The following is a 16,728-nucleotide window of genomic DNA, read 5'->3' on the forward strand; positions in this document are numbered from 1 at the left end:
TCCGCTAGAGCATGAGGCCGAAAAGTGGAAGCGGCTTTCGGACGAGATCCTGCCTTAGGGGACGTTTCTTGCTGGCGCCGCGTTAGCACAGCTTTGCCGCCGCGCAAACAGCGCTCTTGCTCTCCCTTTCGATTTAATCCCGGATTCGAATTTGGCGAGCCGGCGATCCCGTCTAAGCTTTACGGGACAGGAACCAGCGGATCTCCGTCTTCCCGGCCAGATCGAAATCGATCTGGATCTGGTCAGAGCCGCAGATGCCGGAGCTGTCGGCGAAGAAGATGTCCTCGGAAATCAGCACTTCGTTGCCGGGCGCGGAAAACAGCCAGCTTTCGCCGTCCGGCGCCGTCAGCAGCACGGATTCTCCATCGCTCTGCTGCAGAACGATGGAGGGATGAATATGAAAACGGGCGACGGCCTTCAGCGGCTCGCCGCGTTCGTATCCTTCACGCCGGATGAGCCGGTCGTGGCCTGTCACCATCGAACCTGCCGCATTGAGCGTCAGCTCTCGCTCGTGCAGCACGCCGAACGTCCTGAGATAACCGTCATGGCTGAGCTTGATGCTGTCGCGCCCATCCTCCATTTCGACACGTTCGACGGTGACGGTTTTCACCGGTTCGGTGATTGCATGATCGAGGAAAGGCGAGTGTGAAAAACGGCTGGACGACGTGTCGTTGAGGATGACGGTCGAATGCGCCGCGGTCGTGCGCGCCATCTGCACATAACGGTGTCCGGCAAATTTCGGCGAGCCGGAATTGACGATGAAGCGATGGCGGCCCGACGACATCTCGAAGGACAGGCTCCCGGCATGCGCGGTGCGCAGCGCGCCGCCCGAGGGCGGCGTGCCGGTATCGGCGATGATAACCGTCTTGCCCCCGGAAAGCCGCTGATAGCGTGACTGCGGCAAAGCCTTGAATGGCTGGCCAGCGGTCTCGTCATATCTGAGCACCGACATCAGCTCATTGGCGAGCGTCGAGGTCGCGCCGTTGAAGAGCGCCAGGTCCCCGTCCTGATGGCGGAAGAACCGCAAAGCCGGATACATGCGGTCGATGCCCGAAATCAGCTTCTGCGGCAGATCATGGCCGAGATTGACGTAAGTCTGCCGCAATGGCAGCAGGTCGAGCAGCAGTTCCAAGCCGACGCGCGGATTGCGCGAGATATGACCGCCATCCGGGAGAATCTGGCTATCGAATTGGCGGTCGAGCGCCTGTGCCGCTCTTCGAAGCGTAGATGGTCGGGCCGGCATGGCGACAGAGGCCATGGCGAGCGCGATGCGCAGCCGAAACAGCTCCAGGCCACCGAGCGTATAGGGCGCCATGCGATGCAGGAACCTGACCTGAAAAGCAAGCGACTTCATGAAGCGGCGATAAAAGCCGCGATCGGCATTCTGCAGCACGACCGGCGAATGCGACAGCCAGGCGATGACTCGCTGGGCCGTGACGTCCGTCTCCCAGGCAATTCCTTCCACACGGCCGGCATGGATGGAAAGCCAGCTGTCGACGATCGCGCGGGCGGCCGCCGAGCTGCGTTCCGTCTTGTGCGCCCGCATGTGTCGCAGCCAGCCGAAGCTGTGCAGGCGGATAGCAAAGGGCCGGGAGGGCAAGGTGAAGGTGAAGGGCGATTTGCCGTCCGTTTCCAGCATGCGGCCGGCCAGGAGGAACCGTCCGTTGAGAATCTCGTCGGCCACATGTGGATCAATGCTGCGAAGATCGGTCGGGGCGACGATCAGACGCTCGGGCGGCTTGATCGAAGGGCGAATGAGCTTCAGGCGCAGCAGCGCGACGCGGCGCAAGGCGCGCCGCCAAGCCTCCCGAACATACATGCTCGCAAAACGCCGACCGGACTGCATATTCTATTGTCTATTGACCCTCGTGGTTAAGAATAGGTGAAAGGCAGCCGATTTCATCGTCCGCAATGAATTAATTCGTGACAAAGTTCGAATATACAAAAATTGTTGCGTGTCATCGGCGGATATTCTGGCGTTTTGCAAAGAACGACTGACGTTCTGCGAAGGTGTAATCCTCACATGGTACGGATTTGGGTGATGCATTTGAGGAATCAGGCCGCTCGCCGCAGCACCGCCGCGTAGAAGCCGTCGAGGCCGGAGGCGATGCCTTCAGGCATTTTCAGCATGGTTGGAAGCGTGCGGAATTCGCCGAGCGGCGTGATCGCCGCTTCGAGACCTGGCCAGTCGCCAGCGCTGATCGGCACACGCTCGATTGCGTCCGCATCGGAAAGAACGCGGGCAACGACTTCCTCACCCTCGGCGGGATCGAGCGAGCAGTTCGAAAATACCAGCGTGCCGCCTGGCTTCAGCAGCGTCAGCGCATGACGCAGCAGCCGCTCCTGCAGCGCCGCCAGCCTGGCTATATCATCCGGCCCCTTGGTCCAAAGCACGTCGGGGTGCCGGCGCGTCGTGCCGGTGGAAGAGCAGGGGGCGTCGAGCAGGATCGCATCGAAGCCTTCCGTTGGCCTGAATGTCGTCAGGTCTGTCGCAACCGTGTCCGCCTCGAGGCCTAGCCGGTCGAGATTCGACCGCAGCCGTCTTAGCCGGCTTTCCGACTGATCGAGTGCGGTCACCACGCCGCCGGCAAGGATGAGTTGGGCTGTCTTTCCGCCGGGCGCAGCACAGAGGTCGGCAGCACGTTTGCCCGAGAGATTGCCGAAAAGCCTGGCCGGAATGCTTGCCGCCGCATCCTGCACCCACCACGCACCCTCGTCGAAGCCCTCGAGTGAAGGAATACCGCCTTCAAAGGCGGCAAGCCGCACGCCGCCCGTGGGCAGGGCAACGCCGTTCAGCCTCTTCGCCCAGGCTTCTGCGTCGGCTTTGACGGTCAAATCGATCGCCGCGGGTTCGAGCTGCGATTGCGAGATCGCCAGCGCCGCGTCGCGCCCATAGGCCTTTTCCAGCCTTGAGAGGAACCAGGTTGGCATCGGCGGAACTTTTTCGATCCGCACCAGCACCTCGTCCTTTTCGCGGCCGAGCCGGCGCAGCACGGCGTTGACCAGCTTTGCGAAGCGGCGATTGCGAGGATCCTGGTTGGCCTGCTCGACGGCAAGATCGACCGCGGAATGATCCGGCACGTCGAGATAGAGGATCTGCGCAGCCCCGATTGCCAGAACATGGTGCAAGGCCCGCGCCCCCTCCGGCAACGGCGACTCCAGCAGCGAGTCAATTGCGGCGTCAATGCGCGGCAGATGGCGCAGCGTCGTGTTCAAAATGGCACGCACAAGCGCCCGATCACTTTCGCCAAGGGCCTTATAGGCCGGGTTGCCATGTTCATGATCGAGAGCGCCGTCGAGCGGCAGCTTGCGGTCGACGACGGCGGCCAGAATCTTTGCGGCCGCCGCCCGGGCCTGCAGGCCGGGCTTGGCTGGCGCCGACCGGCCGGCGGAGGATTTCTGGTTGCGGAATGGCTTTGTCGTTCCGTCTGAATTCAAGACCACGGACCTTTTGGCGGTTGCGAACCACCGCGACCCGTATTCGGAACAGAGCGCGATTTGCGCGACGGATTAGCAGTACGCACCGGTCCCGTCGAGACATTCATGCCGCTTTGCGCCATCTCATGGAGCGCAGCAATACGGTTTTCCGTGTTCGGATGGGTGGAAAACAGATTGTCCATGCGTTCGCCGGAAAGCGGATTGATGATGAACATATGGGCCGTCGCTGGATTGCGCTCGGCATCCTCATTCGGCACATGGGCCGCACCGCGAGCAATCTTTCCGAGTGCGGAAGCGAGCCAGAGCGGGTTGCCGCAGATTTCGGCGCCGCGGCGGTCAGCCGAATATTCGCGCGTGCGGCTGATCGCCATCTGCACCAGCATGGCGGCGAGCGGTGCTACGATCATCGCGACAAGGACGCCGATAAAGCCGAGCGGATTATTGTTCTCGCGGTTGCCGCCGAAGAAGAAGGCGAAGTTGCCGAGCATCGAGATCGCGCCGGCAAGCGTTGCCGTGATCGTCATGGTCAGCGTGTCGCGGTTCTGGATATGAGCGAGCTCATGCGCCATCACGCCTGCCACCTCCTCGGGAGACAAGGCAGCGAGCAGGCCGGTCGAGGCGGCAACGGCCGCATTTTCGGGGTTGCGGCCGGTGGCGAAAGCATTCGGCTGCGGGCTGTCGTAGAGATAGACCTTCGGCATCGGCAGGCCGGCATTGCGGGCGAGATCGCGCACGATCGCAAAGAATTCCGGCGCATTTCGCTCATCGATCTGCTGCGCGCGATAGGCCGCAAGCACCATCCGATCAGAGTTCCAATAGGAGAAGAAATTCATGCCGGCGGCAATGACGAATGCGATCATCATGCCGCCTCGACCGCCGATCAGAAAACCGACGAACATGAAAAGCGCCGTCATGAAGGCAAGCAACATGGCAGTGCGAACGAGGTTCATTGCGAATCTCCAACTCCGAATTTGGCGTCGCAAGCTTTCAATCCCGGCGACTGCGCATTATGATTTGGTTATTCACCCGCCATTTTCAATATTTCCGGCAGGAGAAGGCCATGCAGGACGCCGATAACGACAATAGCCAAACGCCGACGGTGGAGGGATCGGAGCCGCCGCGCAAGGTACTGTCTCCGGCCGCCCGACGTGCGCTTGCCGAGGCTGAAGAAAGACGCATGAATCAGAAGCCGCTGGATCTGCCACCTGAGATCGGCGGCCGCGGCGGCGCCGAGCCCGCCCGCTTCGGGGATTACGAGATCAACGGCCGGGCAATCGATTTTTAAGCCCGGATTGTCGGGCCCAAATCCGGGCCTCGTGCAGGCCGTCCAAATTCAGCCAGCCAAAGCAAAGTGAGCCGCCTCGGGACTCGGATGGTCGGGGCGGCTCTTTATATCAGGCAGTTACCTTGTTCTGCCGGTTGGCGATCAGGTCGTCGACGACGGCCGGATCGGCAAGCGTCGAGGTATCGCCGAGAGCGCCGAAGTCGTCCTCGGCGATCTTGCGCAGGATGCGCCGCATGATCTTGCCGGAGCGGGTCTTCGGCAGGCCGGGCGCGAACTGGATCTTATCGGGCGCGGCGATCGGGCCGATTTCGGCGCGCACATGCTTCACCAGTTCCTGGCGAAGCGTGTCGGTGCCTTCGTGTCCGGCCATCAAGGTCACATAGCAATAAATTCCCTGGCCCTTGATCGAATGCGGATAGCCGACGACCGCCGCTTCTGAAACCAGATTGTGCGAGACGAGGGCGGATTCCACTTCGGCGGTACCCAGCCGGTGGCCGGAGACGTTGAGCACGTCGTCGACGCGGCCGGTGATCCAATAATAACCGTCCGCATCGCGCCGGCAGCCGTCGCCGGTGAAATACTTGCCCTTGTAGGTGGAGAAATAGGTCTGGATGAAGCGGTCATGGTCGCCATAGACGGTGCGCATCTGCCCCGGCCAGCTGTCGGTGATGCAGAGATTGCCATCGGCCGGACCTTCCAGCACCTTGCCTTCATTGTCGACCAGTTGCGGCTTTACGCCGAAGAACGGCGTCGTCGCCGAACCCGGTTTCAGGTCGGTGGCGCCCGGCAGCGGCGTGATCATGTGGCCGCCGGTTTCCGTCTGCCACCATGTATCGATGACCGGGCAGCGCTTGTCGCCGACGACATTGTAATACCATTCCCAGGCTTCCGGGTTGATCGGTTCGCCCACAGTGCCTAGCAGGCGCAGCGAAGAGCGGGAGGAGCGCGTGACGAATTCGTCGCCCGCGCCCATCAGCGAACGGATCGCCGTCGGCGCCGTATAGAAGATATTGACCTTGTGCTTGTCGACGACTTCCCAGAAACGGCCCTGGTCGGGGAAGTTCGGCACACCTTCGAACATCAGTGTCGTCGCACAGTTCGCCAGCGGCCCGTAGACGATATAGGAGTGACCGGTGACCCAGCCGACATCGGCCGTGCACCAGTAAATCTCGCCGTGATGGTAGTCGAACACATATTCATGCGTCATCGCCGCATAGACGAGGTAACCGCCCGTCGTATGCAGCACGCCCTTCGGCTTGCCGGTGGAACCTGACGTGTAGAGAATGAACAGCGGATCTTCCGCCTTCATCTTCACCGGCGGGCATTCCGCCTTCACGCTGGCGATTTCCTGATGATACCAGAGGTCGCGTCCGGGCGCCCAGCCGGTCTTGCCGCCGGTGCGGCGAACGACGAGGACCTTGCTGACGGTGACGTGTTGACGGGCGGCGATATGGATCGCAGTGTCGGTGTTGTCCTTCAGCGGTACCGGCTTGCCGCCGCGAACGCCTTCGTCGCAGGTGATGACGAAGGTGGATTCGCAATCGACGATGCGCCCTGCCAGCGCCTCCGGCGAAAAGCCGCCGAAGACGACGGAATGCACCGCGCCGATGCGAGCACAGGCGAGCATCGCATAGGCTGCCTCCGGGATCATCGGCATGTAGATGGTAACGCGATCACCCTTCTTGACGCCATGCTTCTTCAACACGTTCGCCGTCCGGCAAACATGCTCGTAGAGCTCGTTATAGGTGATCTTCTTGTCGACGTAAGGGTTATCGCCTTCCCAGATGATCGCCACCTGGTCGCCATTCGTCTTCAGATGGCGGTCGATGCAATTGTAGGAGACGTTCGTCTGGCCGTCTTCGAACCATTTGATCGAGACCTTGCCGGTAAAGGAGGTGTTCTTGACCTTCGTGTAAGGCTTGAACCAGTCGATCCGCTTGCCGTGCTTGCCCCAGAACTTGTCCGGATCCTCGATGCTTTCCTCGTACCATTTCAGGTACTTCTCCTTATCGATCAGGGCGCGCGCCTTCACCGGCTTCGTGACCGGATAGATCTTCTCCGACATGGAACTCCTCCTCATGGGACATGCGACGGACCGCGAGCTGTACAGGGCCCGAACTTCAAATCACGGCAATTCATAGCAGTTCGCATCGCCACGGCAATTAGACAAAGGTCATTTGATTTCGGAAGAATTGCAATTCTGCGACAGTCCGGTTATATAGCGGCATATTTCCCGGACATTGTGGTGACAATCCACGGACCGCGACCGGCGCGGACGATAGAAGGACTATATCCATGGCTCAAACACTGCTCATGCCGAAGGCGACTGCCATCTGGCTTGTCGACAACACGGCGCTGTCTTTCGATCAGATCGCGCACTTCTGCAAACTGCACCCGCTCGAGGTCAAGGCGATCGCCGATGGCGAAGCAGCGCAGGGCATCAAGGGCCTCGACCCGATCTCGACGGGACAGCTCTCCCGCGACGAGATCGCCCGCGCCGAAGCCAATCCGAACCACAAGCTGAAACTTTCCGAACCGAAGGTGCGCGTGCCGGAATCCAAGCGCCGCGGCCCGCGTTATACGCCGGTTTCCAAGCGTCAGGACCGCCCGAACGCCATTCTCTGGCTCGTTCGCAACCATCCGGAGCTGAAGGACGCGCAGATTTCCCGCCTCGTCGGCACGACGAAATCGACGATCGAGCAGATCCGCGAGCGCACCCACTGGAACTCCGCCAACCTGGCGCCGATGGACCCGGTCACGCTCGGCCTCTGCAGCCAGATCGATCTCGACATGGAAGTCGAAAAGGCGTCCAAGGGCCGTCCGCTGCCGACCGCCGCCGAGCTTGGCGCAACGCTGCAATCGGCGCAGGAGACCGAACGCCTGAGCCCGAGCTACGAGCGCGAAGAGGAAAAGGAAATCGACGCCGACGCCGTCTTCCGCAAGCTGAGCTCGCTGCGCTCGGCCCCGAAGGATGAAGACGAGGACGACCAGTACTGAGAATACCAGCAGTCTCATGCAAAACCCCGCCGGCTTCGGCGGGGTTTTTTATTGCAATAACGACATGCGGAAACAAGGAGCTAAAGCGCGAGGAGCGAAAGATCGCGACGCGCTTTAACCCGTCCATCCTTAATTTACATCGGTAACGAGCCGAAACCGCGCTTGCGCAGTGCCTCGGCAATCTCTTCCAGAATCGCGGGATCATCAATGGTTGCCGGCATTTTCCAGGGTATGCCGTCGGCAATTTTCTGCATCGTTCCGCGTAGGATTTTACCGGAGCGCGTTTTCGGCAAGCGATTAACGGTGATGGCCGTTTTGAAGGCTGCGACCGGGCCGATCGACTGGCGAATCATCGCCACGACCTCTGATTCGATCGCCGCCGCTTCACGAGAAATGTCCCGTTTCAGTACCAGGAAACCACAGGGCGCCTGACCCTTCAGCGCATCGGTCACGCCGATCACAGCACATTCGGCAACGTCGGGATGCCGCGCGCAAACCTCCTCCATCGCCCCGGTCGAAAGCCGGTGACCGGCGCAATTGATGATGTCGTCGGTGCGCGACATGATGAAGAGATACCCGTCCTCGTCGACATAGCCGGCATCGGCTGTCTTGTAGTAACCGGGAAATTCACCGAGGTAAGCCGACCGGAAACGATCGTTGGCGTTCCAGAGGGTCGGCAGGCAACCCGGCGGCAAGGGCAGCTTTATGACAATATTACCAAGCCTTCCCGCCTCGGTCGGGTGGCCGGCATCGTCGAGTACGGCGACGTCATAACCGGGCATCGGCAATGTCGGTGACCCATGCTTGACGCGGAGGGGGCCGAGCCCGAGCGGATTGGCGGCGATCGGCCAGCCGGTCTCCGTCTGCCACCAGTGATCTATGACCGGCACGCCGAGCATGCGCTCCGCCCATTTCAGCGTCTCGGGGTCCGCCCTCTCGCCGGCCAGAAACAGCGCCCGGAAATCCGGCATCTTGTATTTGCGCAGCATCTCGCCCTCACCATCCTCCCGCCGGATGGCGCGGAATGCGGTCGGCGCCGTAAAAAGCACGCGCACCTTGTATTCCGAGACGATCCGCCAGAATACGCCGGCATCCGGAGTGCCGATCGGCTTTCCCTCGAAGATCAGCGTGGTCACGCCCGCGATCAGCGGTGCATAGACGATATAGGAATGGCCGACGACCCAGCCGATATCGGACGCTGTCCAGAAGACCTCGCCCGGCTTCAGGCCGTAGATATTGCGCATCGACCAGTTGAGCGCGACCATATGGCCGCCGGTGTCGCGCACAACGCCCTTCGGCTGGCCCGTCGTGCCCGAGGTGTAGAGGATGTAGAGGGGATCAGTCGCCTTGACGGAAACACAGGCGACCTCCGCGCCGCGATGGGGCGCCACCGCCGCCTCGAAATCCTGGTCGCGGCCGCTCGCGAGTTCTGCCTGAAGCTGCGGCCGCTGCAGCACCAGGCAGCGCTCCGGCTTTATCCGCGCAAGCTCGATCGCCTGATCGACCAGCGGCTTATAAGCGACCACACGGCCGGGCTCGAGCCCGCAGCTCGCGGTGATTACCAGCTTCGCGCCGCTGTCGTCGATGCGTGCGGCAAGCTCGCTGGCGGCAAACCCGCCGAAAACCACGGAATGGACTGCACCGATACGGGCGCAGGCGAGCATGGAAAACACCGCCTCCGGCAGCATCGGCATATAAAGGATCACGCGGTCGCCTCTGCCGACGCCGAGTTCGAGCAGCGTCGCGGCGATGGCCTTCACCTCGCCGAGTACCTCCTCGTATGAAAACCTGCGCTTTTCGCCGGTCATGGCGCTGTCGAAGATGATCGCCGTCTCGCCGCCGCGTCCCGTCGCAACATGCCGGTCCAGGCAATTGTGACAGGTGTTGGTTTCCGCCCCTGAGAACCAGCGGCCGTATATACCCTCATCAGGTGAAAATACCTGCTCCGGCGGCTTGAACCAGTCGATGGCGGCGGCGGCTTCGCGCCAGAAGGCTTCCGGATCGCGTTTCCAGGCCGCATAGGCCTGATGATAGCCGTTCTGCATCTGCTCCTCCCCAGGACATGCAAGCCGCAAGATCAGTCTACTGCATGTCGCGCAAAGTGCGCAGCAGTTTGGCGCGACATGCAGAGGCTAAAGCGGGTTGAGCGGGGAGGGAAGCCCGACCAAAGCAGCGTGTCAGCGCGCGCCGAAAATCGCAGATCCCACGCGTACGCTGGTGGCGCCGAAGGAAATGGCCGTCTGGTAGTCGCCCGACATGCCCATGGATAGTTTTTCGACACCGCATTTGCGCGCGAGCTTTGCCAGGAGGGCAAAATGCGGCCCGGGATTTTCCTCGGCCGGAGGAATGCACATCAGGCCTTCGATCAACAGGCCGAGCTCGCCGCGGCAAAGCGAGACGAAGGCTGGCGCGTCGTCAGGGACAATGCCGGCCTTCTGCGGCTCGAGTCCGGTATTGACCTGGACGTAGAGCCGCGGCGTCTTGCCTTGCCGCTTCATTTCCTCGGCGAGCGCACGGGCGATCTTTTCCCGGTCGACGGTTTCGATGACGTCGAAAAGCGCCACGGCATCTGCCGCCTTGTTCGATTGCAGCGGTCCGATTAGATGCAGCTCGATATCGGGATGTCCGGCTTTCAGCGCGGGCCATTTCCCCTGGCTTTCCTGCACCCTGTTCTCGCCGAAGATCCGCTGTCCCGCGTCGATGGCGGGGCGGATCGCATCAGCTTCGAAGGTCTTCGACACGGCGACGAGCTGAACCGAACCCACCGGACGACCCGCCTCCCGTTCTGCGGCGGCAATTCGCGACCGCACGTCGTGCAAGCGCTCTTGAAGGTCCATCATTGTGCCTCGACATATCGGGGTAAAAGGATCGGCAATGAACTAAAGCATGTCGCGTAAGACAAAGACCTCAGACCTGCCGGGCGAAATTGTAGGATAGCGACGCGCTTTAGCCAGCCATTCTGTGCTTGCCAAGACCCGCGCTGGCGAAATCTCGCGGCTGTGATGCAGATCGGACGCCTGCAGCGGCTGCAAAACTTGACGCTACCGTGGTTTCATGGTGAAGGTCTCGACCAATCTCCCCTGATTTTCCGGAAATTCGAATACCATGGCTACCGAACGTTATAATCCGCGCGATGCCGAGCCCCGCTGGCAGCAGAAATGGAATGAAGACAAGGTCTTCGAAACCGATAACTCGGATCCGCGCGAAAAATATTACGTCCTCGAAATGTTCCCCTATCCTTCGGGGCGCATCCATATGGGCCATGTCCGCAATTACGCGATGGGCGACGTCGTTGCCCGCTACAAGCGTGCTCGCGGCTATAACGTGCTGCACCCGATGGGCTGGGACGCCTTCGGGATGCCGGCCGAGAATGCCGCTATGGAGCGCGGCGTGCACCCCGCTTCCTGGACCTACCAGAATATCGCTTCGATGAAGGCGCAGCTGAAGGCCATGGGGCTTTCGCTGGACTGGAGCCGTGAATTCGCCACTTGCGACGTCGAATATTACCAGCAACAGCAGCATCTGTTCCTGGACTTCCTGGAAAAGGGGCTGGTCTACCGCAAGCAGTCCAAGGTGAACTGGGACCCGGTGGACAATACCGTGCTTGCCAACGAACAGGTGATCGACGGCCGCGGCTGGCGTTCCGGCGCGCTGGTCGAACAGCGCGAACTGACCCAATGGTTCTTCAAGATCACCGACTTCAGCCAGGACCTGCTGGACGCGCTGGATACGCTCGACCAGTGGCCGGAAAAAGTGCGCCTGATGCAGAAGAACTGGATCGGCCGTTCCGAAGGCCTGACGGTGAGCTGGGAGATCGTGCCGGAAACTGCGCCCGCCGGCGAGACCGAAGTCACGGTCTATACGACGCGGCCGGACACGTTGTTCGGCGCTTCCTTCCTGGCAATCGCCGCCGATCATCCGCTGGCCAAGGATGCGGCCGCCAGGAATGTTGAGATCGAAGCCTTCTGCGAGGAGTGCCGCCGCGCCGGTACCTCGCTCGCCGCGCTGGAGACCGCCGAGAAGAAGGGCATGGATACCGGTATCCGCGTCAGGCACCCGCTCGATCCCTCATGGGAGCTGCCGGTCTACATCGCCAATTTCGTCCTGATGGATTACGGCACCGGCGCGATCTTCGGCTGCCCGTCCGGGGACCAGCGCGACCTCGATTTTGCCCGGAAATATGGCCTGCCGTTTGTTCCGGTCGTCATGCCGAGGGATGGCGACGCCGCGAGCTTTTCGATCGGCGACACCGCTTATGACGGCGATGGCGTGATGATCAACTCGCGTTTCCTCGACGGCAAGACGACCGAGGAGGCCTTTAATATCGTCGCCGACCGGCTGTCGGCGGCTTCGCTCGGCAACACGCCGCAGGGCGAGCGGAAGATCAATTTCCGCCTGCGCGACTGGGGCATTTCGCGCCAGCGGTATTGGGGCTGCCCCATCCCGGTCATCCACTGCGAAGCCTGCGGAGTCGTGCCGGTGCCGAAGAAGGACCTGCCGGTGAAACTGCCGGAGGATGTGACCTTCGACCAGCCCGGCAATCCGCTCGACCGACATCCGACTTGGCGTCACGTAGCATGCCCGAGTTGCGGCAAGGAGGCTCGCCGCGAGACTGATACGATGGATACCTTCGTCGATTCGAGCTGGTATTTCACCCGCTTCACCGCACCCTGGGAAGGAAAGCCCACTGATCCTGAGGCGGCTAATCGCTGGCTGCCGGTCGATCAATATATCGGCGGCATCGAGCATGCGATTCTGCATCTGCTCTATTCCCGCTTTTTCACCCGCGCCATGCGCGAGACCGGCCACGTCGCCGCCACCGAGCCCTTCAAGGGCCTTTTCACGCAGGGCATGGTGGTTCATGAAACCTACAGCCGCGGTTCCGGAGCCGGTCGCGAATGGGTGGCGCCCGTCGATATCCGCATCGAGGAGATCGACGGCAAACGCCGCGCCCTGCTGTTGGCGACCGACGAGGAGGTCACCATCGGCTCGATCGAGAAGATGTCGAAATCGAAGAAGAACGTCGTGGATCCCGACGATATCATCGCCTCCTATGGCGCCGACACCGCCCGCTTCTTCGTTCTCTCCGATTCGCCGCCGGAGCGTGACGTCATTTGGTCCGAGGCGGGTGTCGAAGGTGCTCATCGTTTCACCCAGCGCCTGTGGCGGCTGATTTCGGAAGCGGCCGACGTCCTGTCCACCGTTGCACCCGTACCGGCGAGCGAAGGGGAGGCGCTGGCGATCTCTCAGGCGGCGCATAAGACGCTGAAGGCCGTTCAGAACGACTACGACAAGCTTTGGTTCAACAAGGCCGTCGCCCGCATCTACGAGCTCGTCAATGCGCTAGCCGCGCCGCTGGCGAGGGTTGCGGCGGGTGAAGGCGATGCCGCCTATCGTGCCGCCGTGCGCGACGCCGCCGAGATTCTGATCCAGATCGTCGCACCGATGACGCCGCATCTTGCCGAGGAATGCTGGGCCACGCTTGGCAATACAAGGCTGCTTGCCCGCACAGGTTGGCCGCATTACGTTGAAGCGCTTGTCATGGAAAACGACGTCGTTCTGCCCGTGCAGATCAATGGCAAGAAGCGCGCCGAATTGACAATTTCTCGGGATGCGGATCAGAATGCCGTCACCAACGCCGTGCTGGAACTGGATGCGGTGAAGAACGTGCTGAACGGTCAGGCACCGAAAAAAATCATCGTGGTTCCCCAAAGGATTGTAAACATTGTCGTCTGATATCATCCGCAATGCCGGCCTCGCCGTGATCCTTGCCGCCTCGGCGTTTCTTTCGGCCTGCCAGGTCCGGCCGCTTTATTCCGAAAGCTCAGGCGTCGCCGAAAAGCTGTCCACAGTCGGCTTTTCCGACGCATCCGGTCGTGTCGAACAGCAAGTTCGCAATCGCCTGATCTTCCTGGCGTCGCGGGGCGCCGGCGAAGCGGTAAATCCGCAATATCACGTCGAGATGCGCGCCATCTCGAGCGTCGCCGATACGCTCCTCCGGCAATCCGGCGATACGTCGCGCGCCGGTCGTGTAACCGTCACCGTCACCTATACGCTGAGCGCAATAGCCGACGGTCACGTGATCAAGGCCGGCAGTCGCCAGGCGACGGCGCTGGTGGATTTCTCCGAGCAGGAATTTGCCAAGCAAAGGGCGATCCGCGATGCCGAGAACCGCGCCGCGGATCAGGCGGCGGAATTCGTAGGAGCCGACCTCGCCGCTGCCCTCAGCCGCTGAGGGCGGCGAGGTGGCGGAGATAAAGTCCCATGAATTCGAGACCTTCCTGCAGAAATCGGCGCGGAATTATCGGATATTCGTCATTTACGGCCCGGATCGGGGCTTGGTTTCCGAACGCGCCGGTCAGCTCGCCGGGAAGACCGGCGTGGCGCTGGACGACCCTTTTTCGCTGACGAAACTCGATATAGGCGATCTGCAGAAGGACCCCGGACGACTGGTCGACGAGGTTCAGTCCATCGGCTTGTTCGGCGGCGAAAAACTCATCTGGATCCGCGGCGCAGCAAACGAAAAATACCTCGTCGATTCCCTGGCGCTATTGGCCGAGAAACCGCTCGAAGCCGCCTACCTGATCGTGGAGGCCGGGGATCTGAAGAAGGGATCCCCGCTTCGCAAGGCCGCGGAAGCCGCCCGATCCGTCATGACCATCCCCTCCTACGCCGACGACAGCCGCGCTCTGAACGGCTTGATCGACGTCGAACTCGGGGCGGAGAGTCTTGGCATTACGCCGGCGGCCCGCCAGGCGCTGCTCGCCCTGATAGGCGGTGACCGAATCGCTTCTCGAAATGAAGTGCGGAAGCTGGCCCTCTATTGCCGCGGCCTCGATACAGTCGAGGAACATCACGTTAACGAAATAATCGGGGACGCCAGCGCGATCTCCATTGATGATGCCGTTGACGCAATCCTCAGCGGTGATCTCAACGGCTTCCTCCATGCCATGCAAAAGATCAGCAGTTCAAAAACCGCGATCTTTCTGGTGCTGCAGGCCTGCCTGAGGCAATTCCAGCTTCTGGATATGATGCGTGCCGAAATGGAGGAAAAACGGGTGCAGGCGCCTCAAGTCATGCAAACGATGGGCCGGCATCTGCATTTTCGCCGCAAACCGATCATTGAGCAGGCACTTCGCAACTGGTCGGCGGAAAGCATTGCGCGTGAATCCAACCGCCTGCAGACGGCGATCCTTCAGAGCCGTCGGCGCCAGGTATTGGAAGACAGCATTGCCATGCAAACACTTCTCTCCACCACCCTTCAATCCGGCCGCAAATCCGCGTGATTATCGCCTTTCCAGCAGGCGGCAGATTTCCTCGAGCTGTTCCAGCGACTTATAGGAAATCTTGATCTGGCCGCCGCTGCTTCTGTGATTGATGGACACGTCAAGACCGAGGGCATCCGACAGCGTTCGCTCGAGCGCCAGCGTATCCGAATCCTTCTGATCGCGGCGCAAGGCCGGTTGCTGCGGCTCGGATTGAGCCTTGATATTGTTCTGCGCCAGTTTCTCTGCATCGCGGACCGACATGCCCTTCGCGACGATCGTACGGGCAAGGCTTGCCGGGTCGGGCGTTGAAACAAGCGCGCGCGCATGTCCGGCTGAAAGACTGCCGGCTGCAAGAAGATCGCGAACCGGGTCGGGCAATTTCAGTAGGCGCAAGGAGTTGGCGACATGGCTGCGGCTCTTGCCGATAATCTCACCGAGATCGTTTTGGGTATAGCCATATTCAGCAATAAGCTGCTCATAGCCCAATGCCTCTTCGAGGGGATTCAGATCCGCCCGCTGCACGTTTTCCACAATGGCGATTTCAAGCGCGGTCTTGTCGTCAACGTCACGGATAATGACCGGGATTTCAATCAGGCCAGCGAGTTGAGCCGCCCGCCACCGCCGCTCCCCGGCAATGATTTCATATCTGTCTTGCGACATCGTCCGCACCACGATTGGCTGGACGATGCCGTGCTGACGAATGGAACTCGCAAGGTCGTGCAGTTCGGTGTCATCGAAAAAACGACGGGGATTACGAGGGTTGCGGCTGACGAATTCGATCGGGATCATCCGGTCGGCGCTGACAGTTCGTTCGGCTTCAACCGGGACAGGTTGATCCATTTCTCCGATCAACGCCGCAAGCCCACGGCCCAGTCGTCTTTTTGATACATCGTCATTCATAATCTACACTCACCTCACGCCGGAAATAATCTTACGCGGCCAGTCTCTGGCGCTCACGCTGGATGACCTCGGAGGCCAGCTGCAGATAGGCCTGGCTGCCCGCGCACTTCAGATCATAGAGAATAGCGGGTTTGCCGTAGGACGGCGCTTCGGACACCCGCACATTGCGCGGGATTAACGTATGGTAAACCTTTTCGCCAAGATGCGTCCGCACGTCATTGACGACCTGCTGGGCCAAATTGTTACGCGCATCGAACATCGTCAGGACGATGCCCTGGATGTCTAGCCGCGGATTTACTGTCCGGCGAACCTGATTGACAGTTTCCAGCAACTGGCTAAGCCCCTCCAGCGCAAAAAATTCGCATTGCAGCGGCACCAATACCGAATGGGCGGCGGCCATGGCATTCATCGTCAGCAGATTAAAAGAGGGCGGGCAATCGAGAAGAATGTAGGAGAATGCCATCGCCTCGGGTGTGGACAATGCTTTCCGCAATTTAAAGACCCGATCGCTCTGCTGCGATATTTCCATCTCTATGCCGAGCAAATCCATCGTTGAAGGAACGATGCAGAGGTTGGGAACGGCTGTCTCCAGCGTCACGTCGCTGATTCCGCGTTCGCCGACCATCAGGTCATAGGAGGAGAGCTTTCGATCGCGGCGGTCGATACCGAGGCCGGTGCTGGCATTGCCCTGCGGATCGAGATCTACGATCAGGACACGCTCGCCGATGGCGGCCAGCGCCGTTGCCAGATTGATTGCAGTGGTCGTTTTGCCAACGCCACCTTTCTGATTTGCGATGGTTATTATCCGATGTCGTTCGCCAGCCATTACCGCAATATCCG

General features: G+C 60.9%; 13 protein-coding genes. 5 read left to right on the forward strand and 8 right to left on the reverse strand.

Features of this window, described 5'->3' with window-relative positions:
- Positions 1–172: 172 nt before the first annotated feature.
- From FFR93_RS32785 to htpX, 3 genes are all read right to left on the reverse strand, one after another.
- On the reverse strand, positions 173–1,846 hold the full coding sequence (locus FFR93_RS32785) for a heparinase II/III family protein (RefSeq protein ID WP_138396272.1): 1,674 nt from the start codon (positions 1,844–1,846) through the stop codon (positions 173–175).
- Positions 1,847–2,055: 209 nt separating this feature from the next.
- Positions 2,056–3,444, reverse strand: a complete 1,389-nt coding sequence (locus FFR93_RS32790) for an RsmB/NOP family class I SAM-dependent RNA methyltransferase (RefSeq protein WP_064712465.1) — start codon at positions 3,442–3,444, stop codon at positions 2,056–2,058.
- Entirely contained in the window at positions 3,435–4,388 is a 954-nt protein-coding gene (htpX, locus tag FFR93_RS32795) for a zinc metalloprotease HtpX (RefSeq protein WP_064708145.1), read from the reverse strand. Before htpX ends, FFR93_RS32790 begins: the two co-directional genes overlap by 10 nt.
- A 110-nt stretch (positions 4,389–4,498) precedes the next feature.
- Between htpX and FFR93_RS32800 the strand changes: the two genes are divergently transcribed.
- Positions 4,499–4,723: a DUF1674 domain-containing protein gene (locus tag FFR93_RS32800; RefSeq protein ID WP_138396273.1), complete on the forward strand. Its 225-nt coding sequence runs from the start codon at positions 4,499–4,501 to the stop codon at positions 4,721–4,723.
- A gap of 109 nt (positions 4,724–4,832) precedes the next feature.
- Here the strand turns inward: FFR93_RS32800 and acs are convergent, their stop codons facing one another.
- On the reverse strand, positions 4,833–6,788 hold the full coding sequence (gene acs / locus FFR93_RS32805) for an acetate--CoA ligase (RefSeq protein WP_138396274.1): 1,956 nt from the start codon (positions 6,786–6,788) through the stop codon (positions 4,833–4,835).
- A gap of 230 nt (positions 6,789–7,018) precedes the next feature.
- Between acs and FFR93_RS32810 the strand changes: the two genes are divergently transcribed.
- The gene (locus FFR93_RS32810) at positions 7,019–7,720 is read left to right on the forward strand and encodes a DUF1013 domain-containing protein (RefSeq protein WP_138396275.1); all 702 of its coding nucleotides are present in this window, start codon (positions 7,019–7,021) and stop codon (positions 7,718–7,720) included.
- A 134-nt stretch (positions 7,721–7,854) separates the two neighbouring features.
- On the opposite strand, the gene FFR93_RS32815 is transcribed toward FFR93_RS32810, so the two are convergent.
- Positions 7,855–9,765 (reverse strand): propionyl-CoA synthetase, encoded by a 1,911-nt coding sequence (locus tag FFR93_RS32815; RefSeq protein ID WP_138396276.1) that lies wholly within the window; start codon positions 9,763–9,765, stop codon positions 7,855–7,857.
- Between the two features lie 132 nt (positions 9,766–9,897).
- Positions 9,898–10,557, reverse strand: a complete 660-nt coding sequence (locus tag FFR93_RS32820; protein ID WP_064708150.1) for a YggS family pyridoxal phosphate-dependent enzyme — start codon at positions 10,555–10,557, stop codon at positions 9,898–9,900.
- A 268-nt stretch (positions 10,558–10,825) separates the two neighbouring features.
- Between FFR93_RS32820 and leuS the strand changes: the two genes are divergently transcribed.
- Genes leuS through holA form a run of 3 tightly spaced genes read left to right on the forward strand, consistent with a single transcriptional unit; the run spans position 10,826 to position 15,006 of the window.
- Positions 10,826–13,456 carry a leucine--tRNA ligase gene (gene leuS / locus FFR93_RS32825; RefSeq protein WP_138396277.1) on the forward strand — a complete coding sequence of 877 codons (2,631 nt, stop codon included), beginning with the start codon at positions 10,826–10,828 and terminating at the stop codon, positions 13,454–13,456.
- Positions 13,446–13,955, forward strand: a complete 510-nt coding sequence (lptE, locus tag FFR93_RS32830) for an LPS assembly lipoprotein LptE (protein WP_064708152.1) — start codon at positions 13,446–13,448, stop codon at positions 13,953–13,955. Before leuS ends, lptE begins: the two co-directional genes overlap by 11 nt.
- A 10-nt stretch (positions 13,956–13,965) precedes the next feature.
- Positions 13,966–15,006 carry a DNA polymerase III subunit delta gene (gene holA / locus FFR93_RS32835; RefSeq protein WP_138396278.1) on the forward strand — a complete coding sequence of 347 codons (1,041 nt, stop codon included), beginning with the start codon at positions 13,966–13,968 and terminating at the stop codon, positions 15,004–15,006.
- Here the strand turns inward: holA and FFR93_RS32840 are convergent, their stop codons facing one another.
- Together FFR93_RS32840 and FFR93_RS32845 are read right to left on the reverse strand one after the other, a co-directional pair.
- On the reverse strand, positions 15,007–15,888 hold the full coding sequence (locus FFR93_RS32840) for a ParB/RepB/Spo0J family partition protein (RefSeq protein WP_064708154.1): 882 nt from the start codon (positions 15,886–15,888) through the stop codon (positions 15,007–15,009).
- A 31-nt stretch (positions 15,889–15,919) separates the two neighbouring features.
- The gene (locus FFR93_RS32845; RefSeq protein ID WP_064708155.1) at positions 15,920–16,714 is read right to left on the reverse strand and encodes a ParA family protein; all 795 of its coding nucleotides are present in this window, start codon (positions 16,712–16,714) and stop codon (positions 15,920–15,922) included.
- Positions 16,715–16,728: the final 14 nt, after the last annotated feature.

Origin of the sequence: Rhizobium sp. MHM7A (assembly GCF_005862215.1) — a bacterium.
GTDB classification, from domain to species: Bacteria; Pseudomonadota; Alphaproteobacteria; order Rhizobiales; family Rhizobiaceae; genus Rhizobium; species Rhizobium bangladeshense.

Bases quoted from the DNA above. Each gene is read 5' to 3' on its own strand.
- FFR93_RS32810 (WP_138396275.1), top strand. From the start codon at position 7,019: ATGGCTCAAACACTGCTCATGCCGAAGGCGACTGCCATCTGGCTTGTC.
- FFR93_RS32840 (WP_064708154.1), bottom strand. From the start codon at position 15,888: ATGAATGACGATGTATCAAAAAGACGACTGGGCCGTGGGCTTGCGGCG.
- FFR93_RS32785 (WP_138396272.1), bottom strand. From the start codon at position 1,846: ATGCAGTCCGGTCGGCGTTTTGCGAGCATGTATGTTCGGGAGGCTTGG.
- FFR93_RS32800 (WP_138396273.1), top strand. From the start codon at position 4,499: ATGCAGGACGCCGATAACGACAATAGCCAAACGCCGACGGTGGAGGGA.
- leuS (WP_138396277.1), top strand. From the start codon at position 10,826: ATGGCTACCGAACGTTATAATCCGCGCGATGCCGAGCCCCGCTGGCAG.
- FFR93_RS32845 (WP_064708155.1), bottom strand. From the start codon at position 16,714: ATGGCTGGCGAACGACATCGGATAATAACCATCGCAAATCAGAAAGGT.
- htpX (WP_064708145.1), bottom strand. From the start codon at position 4,388: ATGAACCTCGTTCGCACTGCCATGTTGCTTGCCTTCATGACGGCGCTT.
- FFR93_RS32815 (WP_138396276.1), bottom strand. From the start codon at position 9,765: ATGCAGAACGGCTATCATCAGGCCTATGCGGCCTGGAAACGCGATCCG.
- acs (WP_138396274.1), bottom strand. From the start codon at position 6,788: ATGTCGGAGAAGATCTATCCGGTCACGAAGCCGGTGAAGGCGCGCGCC.
- FFR93_RS32820 (WP_064708150.1), bottom strand. From the start codon at position 10,557: ATGGACCTTCAAGAGCGCTTGCACGACGTGCGGTCGCGAATTGCCGCC.